The sequence below is a fragment of the Streptomyces sp. NPDC001204 genome, assembly GCF_053598035.1.
Genome location: NZ_JBSFJL010000038.1, coordinates 66,531 through 83,197 on the forward strand (window position 1 = coordinate 66,531; position 16,667 = coordinate 83,197).

Here is a 16,667-nt window from a genome sequence, read left to right on the forward strand (position 1 = left end):
CACCCTCATCTGCGACGGCCGACTCACCAAGTCAGATGACCTCCAAGCGGGTCTGGTGAAGTTTGGTGCTGGTCCTTGGACGCCGGTGCTGATCGCCTCGATGCCGGGATGGGTGCGGCGGGGATAGCCTCTGGCCATGCCGAGCTTCGAGATCGCACCGATAGGTACGGTCCGGAACAACCGGACGGACGTCCAGCACACGGACAACTGGGGTGCCGTCCGCAGCACGATCACCATCGACGAGCGCTTCGGCGAGGCCTGCCTCCAGGACCTGGAGGGCTTCTCCCACGTGGAAGTCCTCTTCATCTTCGACCAGTTCCCGGAACTCGACGACTACCGGGAACCCCGCCCCTACCGCGGCTGCTCCGATCTCCCGCCCGTTGGCGTCTTCGCCGGCCGTGGCCCCCGTAGACCAAACCGCATCGGGGTGACGTCGTGCGCCATCGAATCCGTCCATGGCCGCGAACTGACGGTGGTGGGCCTCGACGCGGTCTCGGGCACCCCGGTCATCGACCTGAAGCCGACGATGGAGGATTTCCGCCCGGTGAACATCAAGCAGCCGGAGTGGGTCAGCCGCCTGATGTCGGAGTACTTCCAGCCGTAAGCCCTGGCGACAAAGATGATCGCTGACAACACAGCGCGGTCGTCACACCGCAGCCGGCCGCCGCCTTGTACCCGCACCGGTGGCTCCGGCGTCACGTCCTGGAAGATTGGGAGCGGATCCAGCGTGGCTACTCGTCGTGGGCATGGACGAATACGACTGCCTGATGCATGAGTTGGTGCTCAGTGCCATCGTGCTCGGCGAACCGGCGTCTGACCTCCGTTCGAAACTGGTGGAGTTGACGCGCCGGAGGTCGGGCTCTGCCGATGTGCCCGCTGGGCTCGTTCAGCACGGCGCGTCGGGGCTGCGCTCGGATTCCTAGCTGACTGTTCCGAGCAACGATCACTGAGGGGGGAATGGCTCTGCTAGGAGGCGTTTCTGCGGATTTCGTTGTTAGGTAGCCGACTCTTCGATGAGATCAGAAGACATCTAGACGGCTATGTGCGATATCGCTACCTTCGGCGGTATGGTCTCGAAACCCCTCCCGCCCGGACTCCCCGTTACCGACCGCACCCGGCATAGGCGCCTACGCGAACAGGCCAGCCTGGAGCGGACCGATCTGGAGGCGGTTCTCGACGCCGGGTTCGTCTGTCACCTGGGGGTGGTGATCGAAGGGCGGCCACTTGTCCTGCCCACGGTGTACGGGCGGGACGAGCAGTGGCTGTATCTGCACGGGTCCGTAGCCAGTCGCAGTCTGACCGGTGATCTCCCCGTCTGCGTCACCGTCACACAGGTCGACGGGCTGGTGCTCGCTCGGTCCGTCTTCGAGCATGGTGTGAACTACCGCAGCGCCGTGATCCACGGCGACGCCCGCAGGGTTACCGACCCCGAGGAAAAACTAGCGGGACTGCGTCGGCTCACCGAGCACTCGGCTCCTGGCCAGTGGTCTTACGCCCGCCGCCCGAACCGCAAAGAACTCGCCGCCACCACCCTGCTCGCCCTCTCCCTGGAAGAAGCCTCAGTCAAGATTCGTACCGGCGCACCGGAGGACGGTGACGGGCCCGACGCGGGACTCGGGCTGTGGGCCGGGGTCCTACCTCTGACTTCCGTATGGGGCGAGCCCGTCCCCGATCCAGCACTGCCTACCGGCACCCCCATACCGGCGCACATCGCATGCCGGGAGGGAACCCGGCACGGCTGAGTGGTTACGGTGACGTTCGGGAGGGTGGGACTCAGGGGTAATGAGCCTTATCCGCTCCTTCACTGTGGAGTTGTGCCCGGCCGTTTGTGCCCTGGCACCCGCCGGGGCGGCCGAGCGCGCACTCCCGCCCTGACCCACCGGCGAAGGCGACCAGGCACCCAGCTCGGCGAGCGCCCATCCGCTGGCTCACGCCGTCGTTTCGGTTCGGTGACGGGGCGGGAGTGGCTTGGTGAGGGGCCGTAGGTTGTATCGACATGAGACCCCGTATCGCCGTGATCGGCAGCGGCCCCGCCGGCCTTGCCTTCGCCCGCGTCCTGCACCGTCATGGTCACGCTGTCACCGTCCTCGAACGCGATCCCGCCCGCGACGCCCGTCCCGCGGGCGGCACGCTGGACCTGCACGAGGGACTGGGCCAGCTGGCGCTGGAGAAGGCGGGGGTGCTGGCGGAGTTCCAGGCGCTGTCCCGTCCCGAGGGGCAGGCCATGCGCATCCTGGACGCGGACGGGACCGTCCTCCGCGACTGGCAACCTCGCCCGGGTGACCGGGCCAATCCCGAGATCGACCGCGGGCAACTCCGTGACCTGTTGCTCGGGCCTCTGGACGTTCAGTGGGGGCGGGGCGTGACGGAGGTAGTGCCGGAGAGCCGGGATGGCGTGCTGGTCCATTTCGCGGACGGGCGACAGGAGACGTTCGACCTCGTGATCGGCGCGGACGGTGCCTGGTCCCGGGTCCGCCCGGCGGTCTCGTCCGCGACGCCGCAGTACACCGGTGTCACCTTGGTCGAGACCTCCCTGGACGACGTCGACACCCGCCACCCCGACCTCGCCCGGCTGATCGGCGACGGTTCCGTGGCTGTGTACGGCGTGAACCGCGCGCTCGTCGCCCAGCGCAACAGCGGCGGCCACGTCAAGGTGTACGCCCAGTTCCGCGTGCCGCTGGACTGGCACACGAACCCGGACCGGCATAGGGGCCCGAACCAGCGCGCGGGCCTGGGCCCGGACGACGTCGAGGCCCTGCGATCAAGCCTGCTGGCTCTGTTCGACGGCTGGGCCGCTCCCGTCCTCGACCTCCTCCGCCACGGCACGGCTTTCGTCCACCGCCCCCTCTACGCCCTTCCCGTGTCCCACACCTGGGCCCACGTCTCCGGGGTGACGCTACTGGGCGACGCCGCCCACCTGATGCCCCCGTTGGGGGTGGGCGCGAACCTCGCGATGCTGGAAGGCGCCGAACTCGCCGAGTCCATCGCCGCCGCCCCCGGCCCTGGAGATCTGGACGAGGCCGTCCGCGCCTTCGAGGAAAAGATGTGGGCACGGGCCGGCAGGTGGGCGAACATCACGATGGCTGGTCTGGAACGCCTCGTGAGCCCGGACCCCTCCGAAGCCGTCGCCCTCTTCGACGAGGTCCAGCCTTCCTGACCGCCAAGCGCGAGAGCATGGCCCAGTCCGCCGCTGATCACTACAGGTCTCCGATCTCACCCGCTTCCATGAAACTGACTCCGCAACGACGGATGTGATCAAGTAGCTGCGGCAGGCCGTCGGCGGCCTTGTCGAACTCCGCATCATCCAGGGAGGCGGACCGGGACCGGAGGCTCGCACCGCCCACCCGTGCAACTTGCCGAAGCAGCGGAGTGTTGACGTGCACGAGCGCGGACTGGAGCAGATGCAGGACGAGCATCGAGATCTCGGCGTGCCCCTTGTCCGGGCCGGTCAGCGGCGCGGTCCTTGCCGTAATGGAGCACGGTGTTGGCGCTGTTCCAGTTCTCCACGGCCTGGAGCCCGCCGTGGATTTCCCGGCACAGGCCGGCACCTGCGAGGCAGTCGCAGGCGAAGACCGTACGGACGGCGCGGGCGCCGGTGCTGTCGGCAATGCACGGCAAGCGCGGGTGGGATGCGTGATCTTGAGGTGGGATCGCCGGAGGCGCCGAACCGATCCAGGCCGGCCCGGTGCGGCGGTCAGCCGGCCGGGCGGCGACGGGTGCGCAGCGCCAGTACCAGACAAACCGTGGTCGTGGCGATGGCGAGTGCGGCGGGCACCCGTGCCCATGAGGTGCCCGCGACCGGTGCCTGGGCGGCGAGCAGGACCACCGCGGTCGCGGCGGCGGCCGCCAGCGCGGGTGTCGCCTGCGGCTGGCCGGGCGGGGCGGTGACACCGGCTGTCCATGCGTCGGTGACGAGCAGGTAGGCGAGTAGCAGGGCGGCGATGCAGACGACCAGCCACACCGCCGGGTCGGTGGCCGCCGCGACAGCGATCGCCGCGGCCGGAAGCAGGGTCGTCCTGCGACGGGCCGCGACGGTCCGCCAGCGCATGGAGGTCAGGACGGGGCGCGCGTCGACCATCGGAGCGGCCCACCACGCGGCCGCCGCCGCCCCGAGCACCAGCAGCCTGACCAGCAGCGGTGCGTGCAGGGCGGCCGGCGGGTCGCAGGCGGCGACGGCGAGGGCCGTTCCGAGCAGTCGGTCGGTGATACGGGAGGTGAGCCGTTCGATGACCCGGGCGGCTCGGCTGCCGGCGGGGCGCGGGCCTGGCCGGGCGAACCGGACGGAGGCGGGGGTCATCGGGTCCCTCCGTGGATGCGGGTGCGCAGCAGCGGCGCAAGGGCGAGGTCGAGGGTCTCGCCGGGCCGGTGGGCGACGACCGCGATGCCGCGTTCCACGAGGGCGAAGCGCATGGCGTCGCGGTCGGCCCGCCACAGCCGCAGCGCGAGTTCGCCCTCGGAGTCGCCGGGTTCCACGACCGGGTCGCCGGTGGGGATCTCGACCACGACCATCGGGTTGGCCCGTCCGCGCACCTGCTGCAGGACGTCGAAAATCCGCTGGTCGGTCAGCGGCGTGATGACGTACACCAGCGCTCCTTCGGGCAATGCGGGCGGTGGGAGCAGACTGAGGCCCTCCGTGCGGAACGCGAGGTCCTTGCGGACCTCCAGCACGCCCTCGACGATGCGGTAGAAGTACCCATGGCCGCTGCCCGGTTGCAGCCAGCGGGTCACGCCACCGACCGACACGACGCCGACCCGGTCGTGGGTGCGCAGGTAGGCGCGGACCAGCCCGGCAGCGGCCCGGAAGGTCTCGTCGAGGGAGGACGCGCCGGTGACCGGGTCGACCACGTCGCTGAGCACGTCCAGCAGTACCACGGTGTCGGCGGTGCGTTCCGCGGCGAACTGGTGGACCTGCAGGGTGCCACGGCGGGTGGTGGCCGGCCAGTGGATCCGGCGCTGCCGTTCGCCGCGTACATACGGGTGCACGCCGGTGACCTCGACGCCCTCGCCGCGCTGCACGGCGGTGTGCTCTCCGAGCCGTTGCGGCAGCCGGACCGGGATGGGCGTGAGGCCGGCGTGTTCGGGCACTGGGAAGACGGCGATCTCGCCGAGTTCGGCCCGCACGGTGCGGCGGGCCAGCCCGCCGTGGTCGTAGACGTCGACGTCGACTGTGCCGAGCGTCCAGCGGCCCCAGCGCTGCGCGGTCAGGACGAGCTCGACGCGGTGCGGGCCGACCGCGAGGTGGTCGAGCCGGACCCCGTGACCGAGGGTGACGCCGGGGTCCAGGCGGCCGGTCTCACCGTCGTAGGCCACCGTGATCCGCACCGACACCTGCTCGCCCTCGAAGCACCGCCGCTGCTCCACCTCGACCTCGATCGTCACCGCGTCCGGGCGCGGCCCGCTCGGCAGGGTGAGGGCGAGCAGCACCAGGGGCGCGGCGGCGAGAGCAAGTACCCAGGGCCGCCCGGTGATCAGCGCGGCGATCAGCGCGACAACGGCCAACGTGCCCAGCCGCAGCGCGCGTTCACCGGTGCGCCAGCCGGGCGGGGGTGGTGGCGGGGGTTCGGCGGTCACGTCCTGGCGGCCGTTCAGGGCCCGTTGGGCGGCGGCGGACGCTCTGCGGGCCGGCATCGGCTCCGTCATGACACGACCGGCGCGCGGGGCAGGGTCTGCGGGGCCGGTACGGACTGCAGGATCTCGCGGATCACGTCGTCGCCGTCGATCTGCCGGACCCACAGCTCCGGCTTGAGGGTGACGCGGTGCGCGAGGGCCGGCACCGCCACGGACTTGACGTCCTCCGGGGTCACGTAGTCCCGCAGGTCCAGGACGGCACGGGCACGGGCGAGCTGGACCAGGGCCAGGCCACCGCGCGGAGAGGCACCGACCTGGATGTGCGGGTGGGCCCGGGTGGCGCCGACCAGCGCGACGACGTAATCCAGCAGGTCGTCGTCCACCTCGACGCGTTCGACGGCGGCCCGCATGGCCAGCACCTCGCCCGGTCCGCTGAGCGTGCGCAGCACAGCCTCGGGCACCGCCCGATCGACACGCGCGCGCAGCATGCCGGCCTCCTGGGACGCCGTCAGATAGCCCATCCGCACCCGCAGCAGGAACCGGTCGAGCTGAGCCTCGGGCAGGGTGTACGTGCCCTCGTACTCGATGGGATTGGCGGTGGCGACGACCACGAAGGGCTCCGGCAGCGGCCGGGTGCTTCCGTCGATGGAAACCTGGGACTCGGCCATCGCCTCCAACAGCGCGGCCTGGGTCTTGGGCGGGGTGCGGTTGATCTCGTCGGCGAGCAGCAGGTGGGTGAAGACCGGTCCGGGACGGAAGACCATGTCGGCGTTCCGCTGGTCGTAGAACGGAGCGCCGGTGACGTCGGAGGGCAGCAGGTCGGGGGTGAACTGGATGCGGCAGAAGTCCAGGCCGAGGGTGGTGGCGAAGGAGCGGGCCAGCAGCGTCTTCCCGAGTCCCGGCAGGTCCTCGATGAGGACGTGGCCGCCGGCGAGGATGCCGAGCATCACCAGCGCCAGCGGTTCCGCCTTGCCGACCACGGCCGTGCGGATCTCGTCGAGCACGGCCGCGGCCCGTTCGCCCGCCTGTCGAGGGGTCAGGATGTCTTGGTCCTGGGTGGGCTGCGGGCGGGTCACGGTCGGATCCTCACGTGGCGGGGTCGGGGTGTGCGGGCTGGTCACGATCGGATCCTCACGGGGCGGGGTCGGGATGTGCGGGGCTGCGGGGTCGGCCGCAGCGCCACCGGTCACAGGGCTTCCAGGCGGTCGAGCAGGGAGCGCAGGACGGGCTCGGGGAGAGTGGGCTGCGGAGCGGTCGCCTCGGGATCGATCCACGGCCACAGCTCGGCGCCGACCAGGGCCCGGGCCCGCTGCGGGTTCCGGTACATCTCCACGCCGTGCCGTTGGGCCAGCCGGGCGGCGAACAGCCGCTGCAACTGCGGCCGCATGACGGTGCGGAGGTGCACTTCGCTGTCGTCCCCGAGGGTATTGGCCACGATGCGCCGCCACCCGCCGAGCGCCGGGGCCCGCCTGCCCAGCAGGCGCACCGGCTTGCGGTGTCCGCTGTCCTGGGCGGCACCGCCCGCGGCATAGCGCCCCAGGGCCAGCGCAACAGCGGTGATGAGGGCGAGGCCGGTGGCGGCCGCGGCGGCACCGTCGGCCAAGGCGAGCAGCACTTCGGCCGCGGCGGCGAGGGTGACGAGTACGGCCAGCGAGTTCCGAATCGAACCGGGCGCTCCCAGCACGGAGTTGACGAAGGTCCGGATCCGTGTGAGCGCCTTCACGTGGCACCCGCCGCCGCTTCGGGCCCACGCGCCCGCGAGCGCAGGCCGTGAGCGATCTCGGCGAGCGCGGCCGCGGCCCGGTCGCGGTGGCCGCCGTCCATCGGGTGCGTGGAGTAACGGGCCTCGCGGAACAGGGTGGTGAGCTCGCCGGCGGCCGCCCTCGCGGGCAGGCCGCCGGCGACGGCCCGTTCCAGTAGGTCCTGCGGGCTGTCCGAGGCACGCCGGGCCACGCCGGAGTCGGCGAGCGACTCCTCCATGGCGGCATAGCAGGCGATGACGGCTGCGCGGGTGTCGGTTCCGTCCAGCAGGGCGCGGCGCCCGGAGTCCACGGCCTGGGCCAGGCGTTCCTGCTCGTCGTCGAGCGTCGCGTACGTCGCCGGGACCTCGGCAGCCATTGGCCGGGTCAGATACCGCCACAGGTACACCCCGGCGAGCACGAGGGCCACGGCGAGCAGGGCGATGCCGAGACCGAACAGGATGCGCGTCAGCCCGAAGTGCAGGCTGTGGTCACTGTGCTCGGCAGGCAGTGTGGGTGGCGGGGTGCGCGCCGGGTCCTGCCGCGCGGGGGGAAGCCGGACGGGCCCGTGGCCGTCCCCGTGGCTGCCGCCGGACGAACCGAACTGGTGCAGGACCAGGATGAGCAGCGGGAGGACCAGCGGTGCGGCCAGGAGGACGCGGCCCACGCCCTCCATCAACCGCTCTTCTACCGGGTTGAGTTTCTGGCAGGCGCTGACCTGCTCCAGGTGCTTCCCGCGCAGTGCGATGCCGCCGAGGAGCGACAGCAGGGCGATGCCGAGCACGAGGACGGGGTTGCCGCCGAGCGGTCCGCGGCCCTTGACGAACAGACCCGTGCCGGGGTGCAGCAGTAGTGCTCCTAGGGCGGTTCCGCCCACGACCAGTACCGTCAACGCGGCCTGCGCGGCCCCGACCGTGCCGTGCCGCCGTCGCCCGTCCGCCGTACGCACCCGCCCCACGCCACACCCCTCCGTCGCGACCGGCAGCTTCGCACACCGGCCGCCGGCGTGCCAGCAGGGGTCCACCGGTGGGGCGGAACGGGGCGGGGCATCCAGCGACCGGCGCACCGTCCGCCACGTCGCGTTGTGCGTGCGCTGCAGCCCGTGCTGCGACATCCCGGCCTCGTCGTCCCGGTTTTGACAGCGCATGTCGGGGCTTTGAGCAGCATGCCGACTTGGCGGGTTCGATGTTCATGAGCAACGTCGCGCCCTGCACGGGAGCGGGGCGGCGGCTGCTGGACGCGAGCCCTCAGGTTGCCGTGGCCGCTCACCCGTCAGGAGGGACGCAAGGAAGGCGTTGGCCCTTTCCTCACAGCGTCGCCGTCCTGGCCCTCGGTCGTACGCGTCGGCTCCACGACCCGCCCTTGACCGCCGGGCGGCAGTCTGGCCCTTCGGCTCCGGCTTCCAGTCCTGGACGAGAAGCCCGATCAGCACCTCGTCCAGGAACTCACCCATCACCCAGGCCGAGGAGCGCAGCACGCCCTCGCGGACGAAGCCCTTGCGCTCGGCGGAGCGTAGCATCGCGGTGTTGTCCGACAGTGCCTCGATCTGCAGCCGCTGCAGGCCACGCACGACGAAACCGTAGTGGCACAGCACCGCGACCACGTCGGTGCCGTAACCCTTGCAGCGGGAGGACGGCAGCAGCCCCAGCCCGATGTGCGCGGACCGGTTGTGGTTGTCGATGCCCCACAGCGCCGCGGTGCCGACCAGCGTGCCGCCCTCCTACATGAGTGGGATCGCTCCTCACGAGGGGGGTGGCCGACGACTGACTTCAATAATAAGTGACCGGTCGTCTTTTTATGAGAGTCAGAGTACCGCCTCCTCGGCCGGAGCAACAGCCGTCTGTTAATTCACCGGGGCAGTCGATGTTCCAAGTAGGCGCGGTAGGGCCACAGTTGCGAACCTCTCGTGCGAATCGCGTCGCTGGCTGATGCGTCCTTGCATGACAGCCCCCTCCCACGCCTCGACGATCACGAACGCGAGTTCCTCCGGTGACGTGTCACCGGGGATGTCTCCGCTCGCCTGGGCCTCTCGGAGGCACGCGGCGATCAAGCCGGTCCACCGGTCCATGATGTGGTCCAGCTTCTCTCTGACCTCTGCGCTGTGGTCGGCCAGCTCGAGAGACATGTTGCCGACGAGGCACCCCAGCGCGAAGTTGTGCTGCGCGTTGTGGTCCGTCATGGCCAGGAAGAAGGCGGTGACGCGCTCGACGGGCGGCCGGGATGCGTCTCGCAGATAGAAGCCGAAGTCCCGGTCGATGGATGCCCAGTAGTGTTCGAGCACTGCGACCGCGAAGTCTTCCTTGCTGGCGTAGTAGCTGTAGAACGACCCCTTGGGCACACCGGCACTGTCGGTGATCTCTTTGATGCCACACCCGTTGAAGCCGTTCGTGTGCATCAGCTCGAGCCCCGCAGCGAGGAGGCGTTCACGGACGAGCGGATTGGCTGGTCGTGGCATCCTTCGATAATAGCCGAACGGTCAACTATCGTCGTGTTCGCGCGGGGGCTGCTCAGCGGCAGGTGACGCGGGCGCGGGCCCAGGAGTTGTTGGCGTAGCCCTTGGGGTTCCACAGATGGGCCGGGGACTCGGGCATGACCGCGCCGGTGCAGTCCCATGCCCGTGCGATCACCTGTGTCTCGCCGGCGGGCAGGTCAAGGGTGATGTGCCAGAGCTGCCAGGTCCAGGGGCTGTCCGGCCGGTCCAGCTCGGCCTGACGCCAGCTGAGTCCTTCGTCGAGGGAGACGTCGACGCGGGCGACGGAGCGATCGTCGCCGGCCAGGGCGTAGCCGGTGATCTCGGCCGGTCCGGGCGATAGATTCGCGCCGTCGTCGGGGCTCAGGATGTCGCAGTTCAACGCGATGGGGCCGAGGGAGATGCCGTCGCCGGGTCCGGCGTGGTCGGGGTCGGCCTCGGCGGGCAGGATGCGGTAGGCGGTGGCCTGGAAGTAGTTGTCGGACGGCTCGGTCTGAGCGGTGACGCTGGTGAGCCATTTGACGCTGCGGGCGCCGATCCATCCTGGCACCACCGCACGCAGCGGGCCGCCGTGGACAGGAGGTAGCGGCCGGCCGTTCATGGCCCAGGCCAGCAGTACTTCCGGACCCTGAGCCTTGGTGGTCGGGATGGAGCCGCCGTAGGGCTGGGGCGGGTCGGCCAGCTGTGAGATGTCCGGGGCGGCGAAGGCGATGTGCGCGGCCTGCGCCCGCAGGCCCGCCGCGGCCAGTACGTCGGCCAGCCGCACCCCGCTCCAGCGGGCGGTGGACGTGGCGCCGGGCCCCCACGGGTCCTCGCCTGGGATGTCCCGCACCGCGGCCAGGCCGGCCCGCCGGTTTCCAGCGCACTGCAGTGTGGCCACGACCTCCACCTCCTCAAACCGTGCCCGCAGGTCCTTCAGGGACAGTTCCAGCACCCGCGCGACCAGGCCGCCCAACCGCAGCCGCCATGTCGCCGGGTCGATTTCGGGGATCGGGCCGTGGTTGCGGCTGTAGAAGGTGTCGACCGGCGTCTCCTGCCGCCCGGCCAGCGCCGCTCGAAGTGGCTCGGCATTGAACGGCTCTCGCTCGTGCACCACCATGTCGTTCCGTTTGCCCCAAAGGCCCATGCTCAGGCGAGTACCCGCCACCGGCAGCCGAACCTCGCACGCAGTGCGTCGCACGGGTCTCCCACGGCGGCACCGGCCTACGAACCACAGACGGTCGAGTACGACGAGCGCAGTCTCAGGTGCACGTACACCCGCGACCGCCTCGCCGGTCGGCCACCAGCCGCCCTGTCCTGATCCGGCGATGTCGTCATTGGCCGACCAGTGTGTCGGCCGGTGCCTGCATGGCGGCGCCGAGCATGGCGGCCGCGTCGTCGAGGCGATCGGTGAACGCAAGCGGTTCTGGTCGAAGATCCTCCCACCGTGGCGCCGGAAGTCCCCGAGGGCCAGCGAGATCCTCCCGCTGTTCTACCTGCTGCGGGACTGCCGGTGACGCGGCACGCGATCGTGCCCTGGTCGTCGGTGATGGGCGTCGGCCGGCCCTTGGCGGGCTATGGACCCGATCGAGTACAAGTTCTCCAAGATCTCCATGGACAGGTTGCGGACCAAGGCCGCCCGCGGTGCCGGCAGCCGCCCGGCCGCAACCCCAAGGGCGCCTACACTCGGGGCCGCTATACCAGGTCGCTGATGACCGAATGCGTTGACGACACCGGGCAGGTGAAGATGCGCATGGTCTCTTGCCCGCCGAGCTCCACACCTGTGGGGGACTGACGCCGAAGGCGGCTGCTCACAGGACCATCGAGGAATTCGGTCGGGGCCCAACTCGTCGTGCCGCCGTCCCATTCGAGGCTGGCCATCGCGGCGACGAACCGCATCTCGTTGCCGCATGTGTGGCACCGAACCGGCCCGGAATAGCCCTGGTAGTTCCAGGGTTCGTGCCCGCCGAGCTTCCAGCCCGGGGCGGTTGACAGCTCCCAGCGGTATCGGGGCTCGTGGTCCTCTGGGTCGTCCGTGATGAAGGTGGCCATCTCCCACTCGTCGACTCGGGCCTCGAACTCCTCGCCCAGCGCACCAGGGTGCGGATACTCGGTGACCGGTTCCGGCCGAATCAGACACGGTGTCGGCAGATAGCCAGGCGCCCCAACGGCGATGGGTTCGGGTGACGTCGCGAAGCTGCCGGTGAGGTCACGGCTGTGGCGGTAGCGGACGTGCACGAACGGGCCGGCGATGCCGTTGTACGGCACTGCCGCATCTTCGTAGCGGTGCTGGAACGGACACCACAGGATCTGCAGGACGTCCGTATCCTGCGGGAAGCCGTCGTACCAGGGCACGTCCCGTGCGTACACCTGCATGACCGGAAGCATGGGCCAGGCCATATCAGCCGGGATTTCGTCCCAGGTGATCTCTCCGAGGCGGGCGAACGTCGTCGCTGACCGCTTACCACGGACGTTGTCGGGACGGTGCGGCCGGCGAAGCTTGCGGTGCTGGCCGCCGGGACAGGTCGGCCACGCCTCGTCTGCCGGCCACGCCAGCGGCCCACCCACGGAGCTCTGGTACGGGTCAGGGTTGGCGGGATCCGGGTGCAATCGGATCGCTGTCCTTGCGTGATCAGCCAGTTCGGGAAAGCACGAGAGGACATCCAACGGCCGAGGCGGAGTCACTGGAACACTCATTGCTGCCGTCCCTGCCTTTGAACAGTGCACCCGCCGACCATAGCCACGTGCGGGGCTGAGAAACTCGCGATCACGCACGGCATCGTACGGTCCTCGCCCCCTCGCAACAGCTCCGGCTACCGCTCTGGGCTCCCTTCCGGAACCACCGGCGTCGGCGCCTGAACGGCGGGTGGGGATCGTCAGCAGCGCCGTGAAACGCATCAGGTCCGTCATGATCAGTACCAGCCGCTTGCGGCGGAACTCCGCCGCCGACGTCCGCGCCGATGTCCCAGCCGGTGCCTGCTTCTCATGCCCGACGCCCCTTGCCACTCACCCGCACAACCGATCCGCGATCGGAGGCATCAAAACGAGCACCATGCCCGGGGATCAAACCAACCGCAGGTCCCCTGGCCACAACCGATGGTTGTGATCGTAGGGTGTCGACATGGACCTCGACTCCGTCCGGACCTTCGTCGTCGCCGCCGACGCGGGGCAGTTCCAGGAGGCCGCCGCCGAGCTGGCGGTCACCCAGCAGGCTGTCTCCAAGCGCATCGCCGCGCTGGAGCGCAACCTCGGCGTGCGGCTGTTCACCCGTACGCCGCGCGGTGCCGAGCTCACCATCGACGGGCAGGCGTTCCTGCCCCACGCCCGGGACCTGCTGCGCGTCGCCGAACGCGCGGTCGCGTCCGTGCGCCCCGGCCGCCGTCCACTGCGCGTCGACGTGATCAACTCGCGCGGCGCGGCATCCGGCCTGATGCGCGGCTTCCACCGCGCGCATCCCGAGACCGAGCTCGACGTGGTGTGGCTGTTCGACATCGAGACGGCCATCGCCGCCATCCGGTCCGGTGAGATCGACGCGTCCTTCCGCGCCGTCGCCGCGCCCGGCCGACCCCTGCCCGAGGACATCGAGTCCGTCCGGGTGCTCGACGAGCCGCTCCAGCTCCTCACCGGCCCCGCCCACGCGCTGGCGTCCGCCCGGTCGGTGCCCCTCGCTCGGCTCGCAGGCCACCGGATCTGGATGCCCGGCATCGTCCCCGGTACAGAGTGGGCCGCCTACTACGACGACCTCGTCGCCGAGTACGGCCTCACCATCGAGGCGGCCGGCCCCAACTTCGGCTCCGACGCGCTCCTCGACACCATCGCCGACACCCCGCCCCTGGCCACCTTCATGGGCGAGTACACCCGCCTCGTCTGGCCCGCCGGCCACGGCCTGCGCCGTATCCCGGTCACCGACCCGACACCTGTCTACCCGCACTCGCTCCTGTGGCACCGCGACAACCCCCACCCCGCGCTGGCCGCCCTCCGCACCCACCTCGCCGCCACAGCGGCCGGCCACGACGCCGCCGGAACCTGGACACCCGGCTGGGTGTTTCCGCGCTGAACGCCACCGATCATCGTGGCCGGACCGACGGACGGCGGCTCGGGACAGGCGCGGCCATCGGCACACTCCGGTCGCGGTACGGCGACTTCCGGCCCGGCGCCGCCGCTCTCACGCCGGCGATGGGAGGATCACCGTGCCGTATCGAGGAAGGATCCGAGGTGCCGTCCGCCGAACTGAAGCACACGTTCCAGATCGCCGTGCCGCCGCAGGAGGTCTTCGCGCACCTGGCCGAACCGTCGCATTACATCGGCCTGTCGCCACTCCTCGTCGCCGTCCGCGACGTGCGCCGCAGTGGCAGCACCGTGCACTACACAGCCGTGGAACGCTTCCGGTTCCTGGGCGTCCTGCGGCACGACAACATCATCGACGTCACCCTCGTCGCCGTCCCGAACGGCCTCCCGCACTCCGCCGAGATCTCCGGCGAAGTCCGCAGCCCCGGCCGGGTCCGCATGAGCTACCGCTTCGCCATCGACCGCCACGCGGCCGGCAGCGTCGTCACCGACACCCTGCACCTGCACACGCCCCCGGGCCTGCTGCGCTTCGCCGCCTCGCAGGCAGGAGCGGTTCAGCAGGCCCGAGCCCGTGTCCTGACGGCACGCCTGGCGCAGCCCGCCTGACGGCCGCTTGGCAGGCCGCCATTGGCACGCCCTGAAACCTGAGACCGGCACGATCGCGCATGCGTTTCGCCACGGCCGCGATGGTGCCCGATCACTCTCAACAGCGGCCTGATCGTCCATCCCGACGAACCTCGCCTCTTTCGCCGGAGAGAGCTGAGCCTAGGCCGGGGGTGTACCGTCCCAGCGCCATGTGGTCAGGCGGGGGCGTCCGGGCAGTTCGGCGCGCCCGGTGGCCCACAACAGGGCGGGCCAGCTTTCCGTGGATTCCGGAGCGTCTGGAAACAGCCGGGCGAGTACTCGCGCGCACAGGTCGGCGGGTGGGTTCCAGGCGAGCCCGAGCCCTTGCGTCAGGTCGTGCGTGTGTACCAGGGTCTCCACGATTCCCATGGCGGCGAAGCCCTCTGGGTCGGAAACGCCGAAGACGTGGTGGGCGCGGGTCCGCGGCGGCCTGGTGCGCACCATGGCGACCAGCAGCGCACCACTCGCCTCCAACACCTGCAACAGGCCGGCGGGCCCCGCCTCACGGTTGGCGTGAATGGCGTTCGCCGGGCCGCCTGGCCGTCGGCTCTCCCACACGAAGGGCACCTCCCCATCCAACGGCGGTGCTTTGGGGCCCAGTTGCGCGGCGTACGCGAAGAGGTCGTCGCTGAGGTGCTCGACGGTCTCCCAGCAGTCCCATTCCAGCGAACCGGCCTTATCGTCCCACGCGGCTGGGGGCGCCTCGCGAAGGGCCTTCACAGCGAGCTGCACGGCAAGGTCGAGGTCGTCCGCGGTGACAGGGGACGGGGAGAGGCCACTCTCGGCTGATCGGGACATGGCAGGACCGTACCGCGACCGGAAGGAGTCACGCCCTTCCTTTGTCACGGGCGGCACTACCCGTCGACGAGGTGAAAGCCGGGCCAGGCAGCGCCGTGACCGACGAGGTCGGCGTCATCACCGGCGAGCTCACCGTCGCCACCAGCCTCCTGTCCGACGTGCGTACCGGCATCGTGATCCAGTTGCCGTCCGCTCCCTGGCCTCGGCCACGATCAGAGCGACGAGCTGCCGCTTCCACAGGACCCCGTGCAGGGCCCGCGGTCGACTCCGACTTGTGAAACATGGCGCGCAGGGCGCGGCCGGTCGACCTCCTGATGGCACCGCTCGAGGAAAGCCGCCGCCGTCACTCCTTGTAGTCGGCTATTGGGATCCGCCTGGGGGAGCTCTTGTCCGGGATATTGCTGGTGGCTGGGCGTGTGCGGTCAGTTGGTGTGCTGAGTTGCCATCCGATGGTGTTCAAGGAGGTATGGGCTGCCGAGGCGAGCGTCGTTGGCGCGGTCGCGTACATCGGTGAGGAGCCAGCTCAGCAGCTCTGGAGTGGCGTGGTATTCACCGTAGAAGCCCATGCGCAGGTCGCTGATCTCGTACTCGAACATGACGTTGTCGACGAGGTCTGCCAGATGCGCGTCGGCAGCCGGGTGGTGGGTGGCGGTCCAGATGTTCAGCCAAGGGCGCAGGCTGTTGGTGGCCACGCTGATGAGACCAAGGGTCTCCCTGATGAACACGGGGCTGGGGTGGGTGTGCAGGGTGGCGTCCCACCAGGCGGACCAGACGTCGCGCAGAGCGCTGACAAAGGGCGCCTCCCAGGTCGTCCAGCCCGCCTCGACCAGGCGGGAGGCGATGAGTTCCTCGTCCACATGGAGCTGACCGGTGACAGTCGATCGGACGATACGTGGAACAAGCCGGCGATAGAGACGCGGAAAGTCATCCCAGTGGCTGGGCACCTCCGCAGCAGCAGAGGACACCAAGTCGTCGGGTATCAAGTGCACGGGTCCGGAGAGGTCGGTGAGGTCCTGCTCGGCGTAGCAGTACGTGCACCCCGTGGTGGGAAAGGGCTCTTCGGAGGCGAAGGCATGGTCCAAGGCATCGAGCGCGGCCATCAGGTGGCGTTGAACGTGAGACATGGCGACCTGCTGGGGAACTCCGTCCGGGCAACCGGCGAAGATCACAAGATATCAAGAGGTGGGAACCCCCGGCCTTGCCCCGATGATTGAGCTTGCTCCGCTTTGGTGGAAGCCATCAGTCATCGGTGCAAGCTGCACTCGCCTTCGATGAACCCATTGCGCAATTGGCTGAGGGCGCACCCTCTCGATCTCGGCCGGGGACTGAACCGTTCCGGGTTTGATCGAGACTCTAGGGTGTGACTGTGACCTGGGGTTTCGTGGTTTCGAGGTAGTAGTTGGTCTCGTATTCGGCGGGTG

17 protein-coding genes and 1 pseudogene are annotated in these 16,667 nt (G+C 70.0%); 7 read left to right on the plus strand and 11 right to left on the minus strand.

The window, feature by feature from the left end; genetic code table 11:
- Positions 1-136: 136 nt before the first annotated feature.
- From ACWC91_RS35555 to ACWC91_RS35570, 4 genes are all read left to right on the plus strand, one after another.
- Entirely contained in the window at positions 137-604 is a 468-nt protein-coding gene (locus ACWC91_RS35555; protein WP_225077458.1) for an SAM-dependent methyltransferase, read from the plus strand.
- Between the two features lie 142 nt (positions 605-746).
- Positions 747-923, plus strand: coding sequence for a hypothetical protein (locus tag ACWC91_RS35560; RefSeq protein WP_281156567.1), 177 nt, complete (start codon positions 747-749; stop codon positions 921-923).
- Between the two features lie 144 nt (positions 924-1,067).
- Positions 1,068-1,742 carry a pyridoxamine 5'-phosphate oxidase family protein gene (locus ACWC91_RS35565; RefSeq protein WP_450642734.1) on the plus strand — a complete coding sequence of 225 codons (675 nt, stop codon included), beginning with the start codon at positions 1,068-1,070 and terminating at the stop codon, positions 1,740-1,742.
- A gap of 254 nt (positions 1,743-1,996) precedes the next feature.
- Positions 1,997-3,157: an FAD-dependent oxidoreductase gene (locus ACWC91_RS35570; RefSeq protein WP_450642735.1), complete on the plus strand. Its 1,161-nt coding sequence runs from the start codon at positions 1,997-1,999 to the stop codon at positions 3,155-3,157.
- Positions 3,158-3,694: 537 nt separating this feature from the next.
- Here ACWC91_RS35570 and ACWC91_RS35575 read toward each other — a convergent pair.
- The 8 genes and pseudogenes from ACWC91_RS35575 to ACWC91_RS35610 form a co-directional block, all read right to left on the minus strand.
- Entirely contained in the window at positions 3,695-4,297 is a 603-nt protein-coding gene (locus ACWC91_RS35575; protein WP_225077455.1) for a hypothetical protein, read from the minus strand.
- Positions 4,294-5,640 (minus strand): DUF58 domain-containing protein, encoded by a 1,347-nt coding sequence (locus ACWC91_RS35580; RefSeq protein ID WP_450642737.1) that lies wholly within the window; start codon positions 5,638-5,640, stop codon positions 4,294-4,296. The genes ACWC91_RS35575 and ACWC91_RS35580 overlap by 4 nt, the downstream gene beginning before the upstream one ends.
- Entirely contained in the window at positions 5,637-6,644 is a 1,008-nt protein-coding gene (locus tag ACWC91_RS35585) for an AAA family ATPase (protein ID WP_374113987.1), read from the minus strand. Before ACWC91_RS35585 ends, ACWC91_RS35580 begins: the two co-directional genes overlap by 4 nt.
- Before the next feature lie 110 nt (positions 6,645-6,754).
- Positions 6,755-7,291, minus strand: coding sequence for a hypothetical protein (locus tag ACWC91_RS35590; RefSeq protein WP_225077453.1), 537 nt, complete (start codon positions 7,289-7,291; stop codon positions 6,755-6,757).
- Complete coding sequence (locus ACWC91_RS35595) at positions 7,288-8,265, minus strand: DUF4129 domain-containing protein (RefSeq protein ID WP_450642738.1); 978 nt, start codon at positions 8,263-8,265, stop codon at positions 7,288-7,290. Before ACWC91_RS35595 ends, ACWC91_RS35590 begins: the two co-directional genes overlap by 4 nt.
- A 426-nt stretch (positions 8,266-8,691) precedes the next feature.
- Positions 8,692-9,027: pseudogene (locus ACWC91_RS35600) on the minus strand (GNAT family N-acetyltransferase); the annotation flags it as partial.
- Between the two features lie 123 nt (positions 9,028-9,150).
- A complete protein-coding gene (locus tag ACWC91_RS35605; RefSeq protein ID WP_450642739.1) occupies positions 9,151-9,762 on the minus strand; it encodes a TetR family transcriptional regulator C-terminal domain-containing protein in 612 nt (203 codons plus the stop codon).
- A 52-nt stretch (positions 9,763-9,814) separates the two neighbouring features.
- Positions 9,815-10,876 (minus strand): sulfite oxidase, encoded by a 1,062-nt coding sequence (locus ACWC91_RS35610; protein WP_281156560.1) that lies wholly within the window; start codon positions 10,874-10,876, stop codon positions 9,815-9,817.
- A gap of 208 nt (positions 10,877-11,084) precedes the next feature.
- Between ACWC91_RS35610 and ACWC91_RS35615 the strand changes: the two genes are divergently transcribed.
- Complete coding sequence (locus ACWC91_RS35615) at positions 11,085-11,273, plus strand: hypothetical protein (RefSeq protein WP_225077519.1); 189 nt, start codon at positions 11,085-11,087, stop codon at positions 11,271-11,273.
- A 178-nt stretch (positions 11,274-11,451) separates the two neighbouring features.
- On the opposite strand, the gene ACWC91_RS35620 is transcribed toward ACWC91_RS35615, so the two are convergent.
- Entirely contained in the window at positions 11,452-12,132 is a 681-nt protein-coding gene (locus tag ACWC91_RS35620) for a hypothetical protein (protein ID WP_225077448.1), read from the minus strand.
- Positions 12,133-12,877: 745 nt separating this feature from the next.
- Here ACWC91_RS35620 and ACWC91_RS35625 point away from each other — a divergent pair.
- On the plus strand, positions 12,878-13,813 hold the full coding sequence (locus ACWC91_RS35625) for a LysR family transcriptional regulator (protein WP_376501946.1): 936 nt from the start codon (positions 12,878-12,880) through the stop codon (positions 13,811-13,813).
- Between the two features lie 158 nt (positions 13,814-13,971).
- Complete coding sequence (locus ACWC91_RS35630) at positions 13,972-14,430, plus strand: SRPBCC family protein (protein ID WP_225077446.1); 459 nt, start codon at positions 13,972-13,974, stop codon at positions 14,428-14,430.
- Between the two features lie 159 nt (positions 14,431-14,589).
- On the opposite strand, the gene ACWC91_RS35635 is transcribed toward ACWC91_RS35630, so the two are convergent.
- Together ACWC91_RS35635 and ACWC91_RS35640 are read right to left on the minus strand one after the other, a co-directional pair.
- Positions 14,590-15,246 carry a hypothetical protein gene (locus ACWC91_RS35635; protein ID WP_450642741.1) on the minus strand — a complete coding sequence of 219 codons (657 nt, stop codon included), beginning with the start codon at positions 15,244-15,246 and terminating at the stop codon, positions 14,590-14,592.
- 422 nt (positions 15,247-15,668) lie between these two features.
- Positions 15,669-16,370: a hypothetical protein gene (locus tag ACWC91_RS35640; protein ID WP_374113986.1), complete on the minus strand. Its 702-nt coding sequence runs from the start codon at positions 16,368-16,370 to the stop codon at positions 15,669-15,671.
- Positions 16,371-16,667 lie beyond the last annotated feature (297 nt).

Excerpts from the sequence above, each read along its gene's own strand:
- ACWC91_RS35555 (WP_225077458.1), top strand. The coding sequence starts at position 137 with ATGCCGAGCTTCGAGATCGCACCGATAGGTACGGTCCGGAACAACCGG.
- ACWC91_RS35560 (WP_281156567.1), top strand. The coding sequence starts at position 747 with ATGGACGAATACGACTGCCTGATGCATGAGTTGGTGCTCAGTGCCATC.
- ACWC91_RS35565 (WP_450642734.1), top strand. The coding sequence starts at position 1,068 with ATGGTCTCGAAACCCCTCCCGCCCGGACTCCCCGTTACCGACCGCACC.
- ACWC91_RS35570 (WP_450642735.1), top strand. The coding sequence starts at position 1,997 with ATGAGACCCCGTATCGCCGTGATCGGCAGCGGCCCCGCCGGCCTTGCC.
- ACWC91_RS35575 (WP_225077455.1), bottom strand. The coding sequence starts at position 4,297 with ATGACCCCCGCCTCCGTCCGGTTCGCCCGGCCAGGCCCGCGCCCCGCC.
- ACWC91_RS35580 (WP_450642737.1), bottom strand. The coding sequence starts at position 5,640 with ATGACGGAGCCGATGCCGGCCCGCAGAGCGTCCGCCGCCGCCCAACGG.
- ACWC91_RS35605 (WP_450642739.1), bottom strand. The coding sequence starts at position 9,762 with ATGCCACGACCAGCCAATCCGCTCGTCCGTGAACGCCTCCTCGCTGCG.
- ACWC91_RS35610 (WP_281156560.1), bottom strand. The coding sequence starts at position 10,876 with ATGGTGGTGCACGAGCGAGAGCCGTTCAATGCCGAGCCACTTCGAGCG.
- ACWC91_RS35615 (WP_225077519.1), top strand. The coding sequence starts at position 11,085 with ATGTCGTCATTGGCCGACCAGTGTGTCGGCCGGTGCCTGCATGGCGGC.
- ACWC91_RS35620 (WP_225077448.1), bottom strand. The coding sequence starts at position 12,132 with ATGCAGGTGTACGCACGGGACGTGCCCTGGTACGACGGCTTCCCGCAG.
- ACWC91_RS35625 (WP_376501946.1), top strand. The coding sequence starts at position 12,878 with ATGGACCTCGACTCCGTCCGGACCTTCGTCGTCGCCGCCGACGCGGGG.
- ACWC91_RS35635 (WP_450642741.1), bottom strand. The coding sequence starts at position 15,246 with ATGTCCCGATCAGCCGAGAGTGGCCTCTCCCCGTCCCCTGTCACCGCG.
- ACWC91_RS35640 (WP_374113986.1), bottom strand. The coding sequence starts at position 16,370 with ATGTCTCACGTTCAACGCCACCTGATGGCCGCGCTCGATGCCTTGGAC.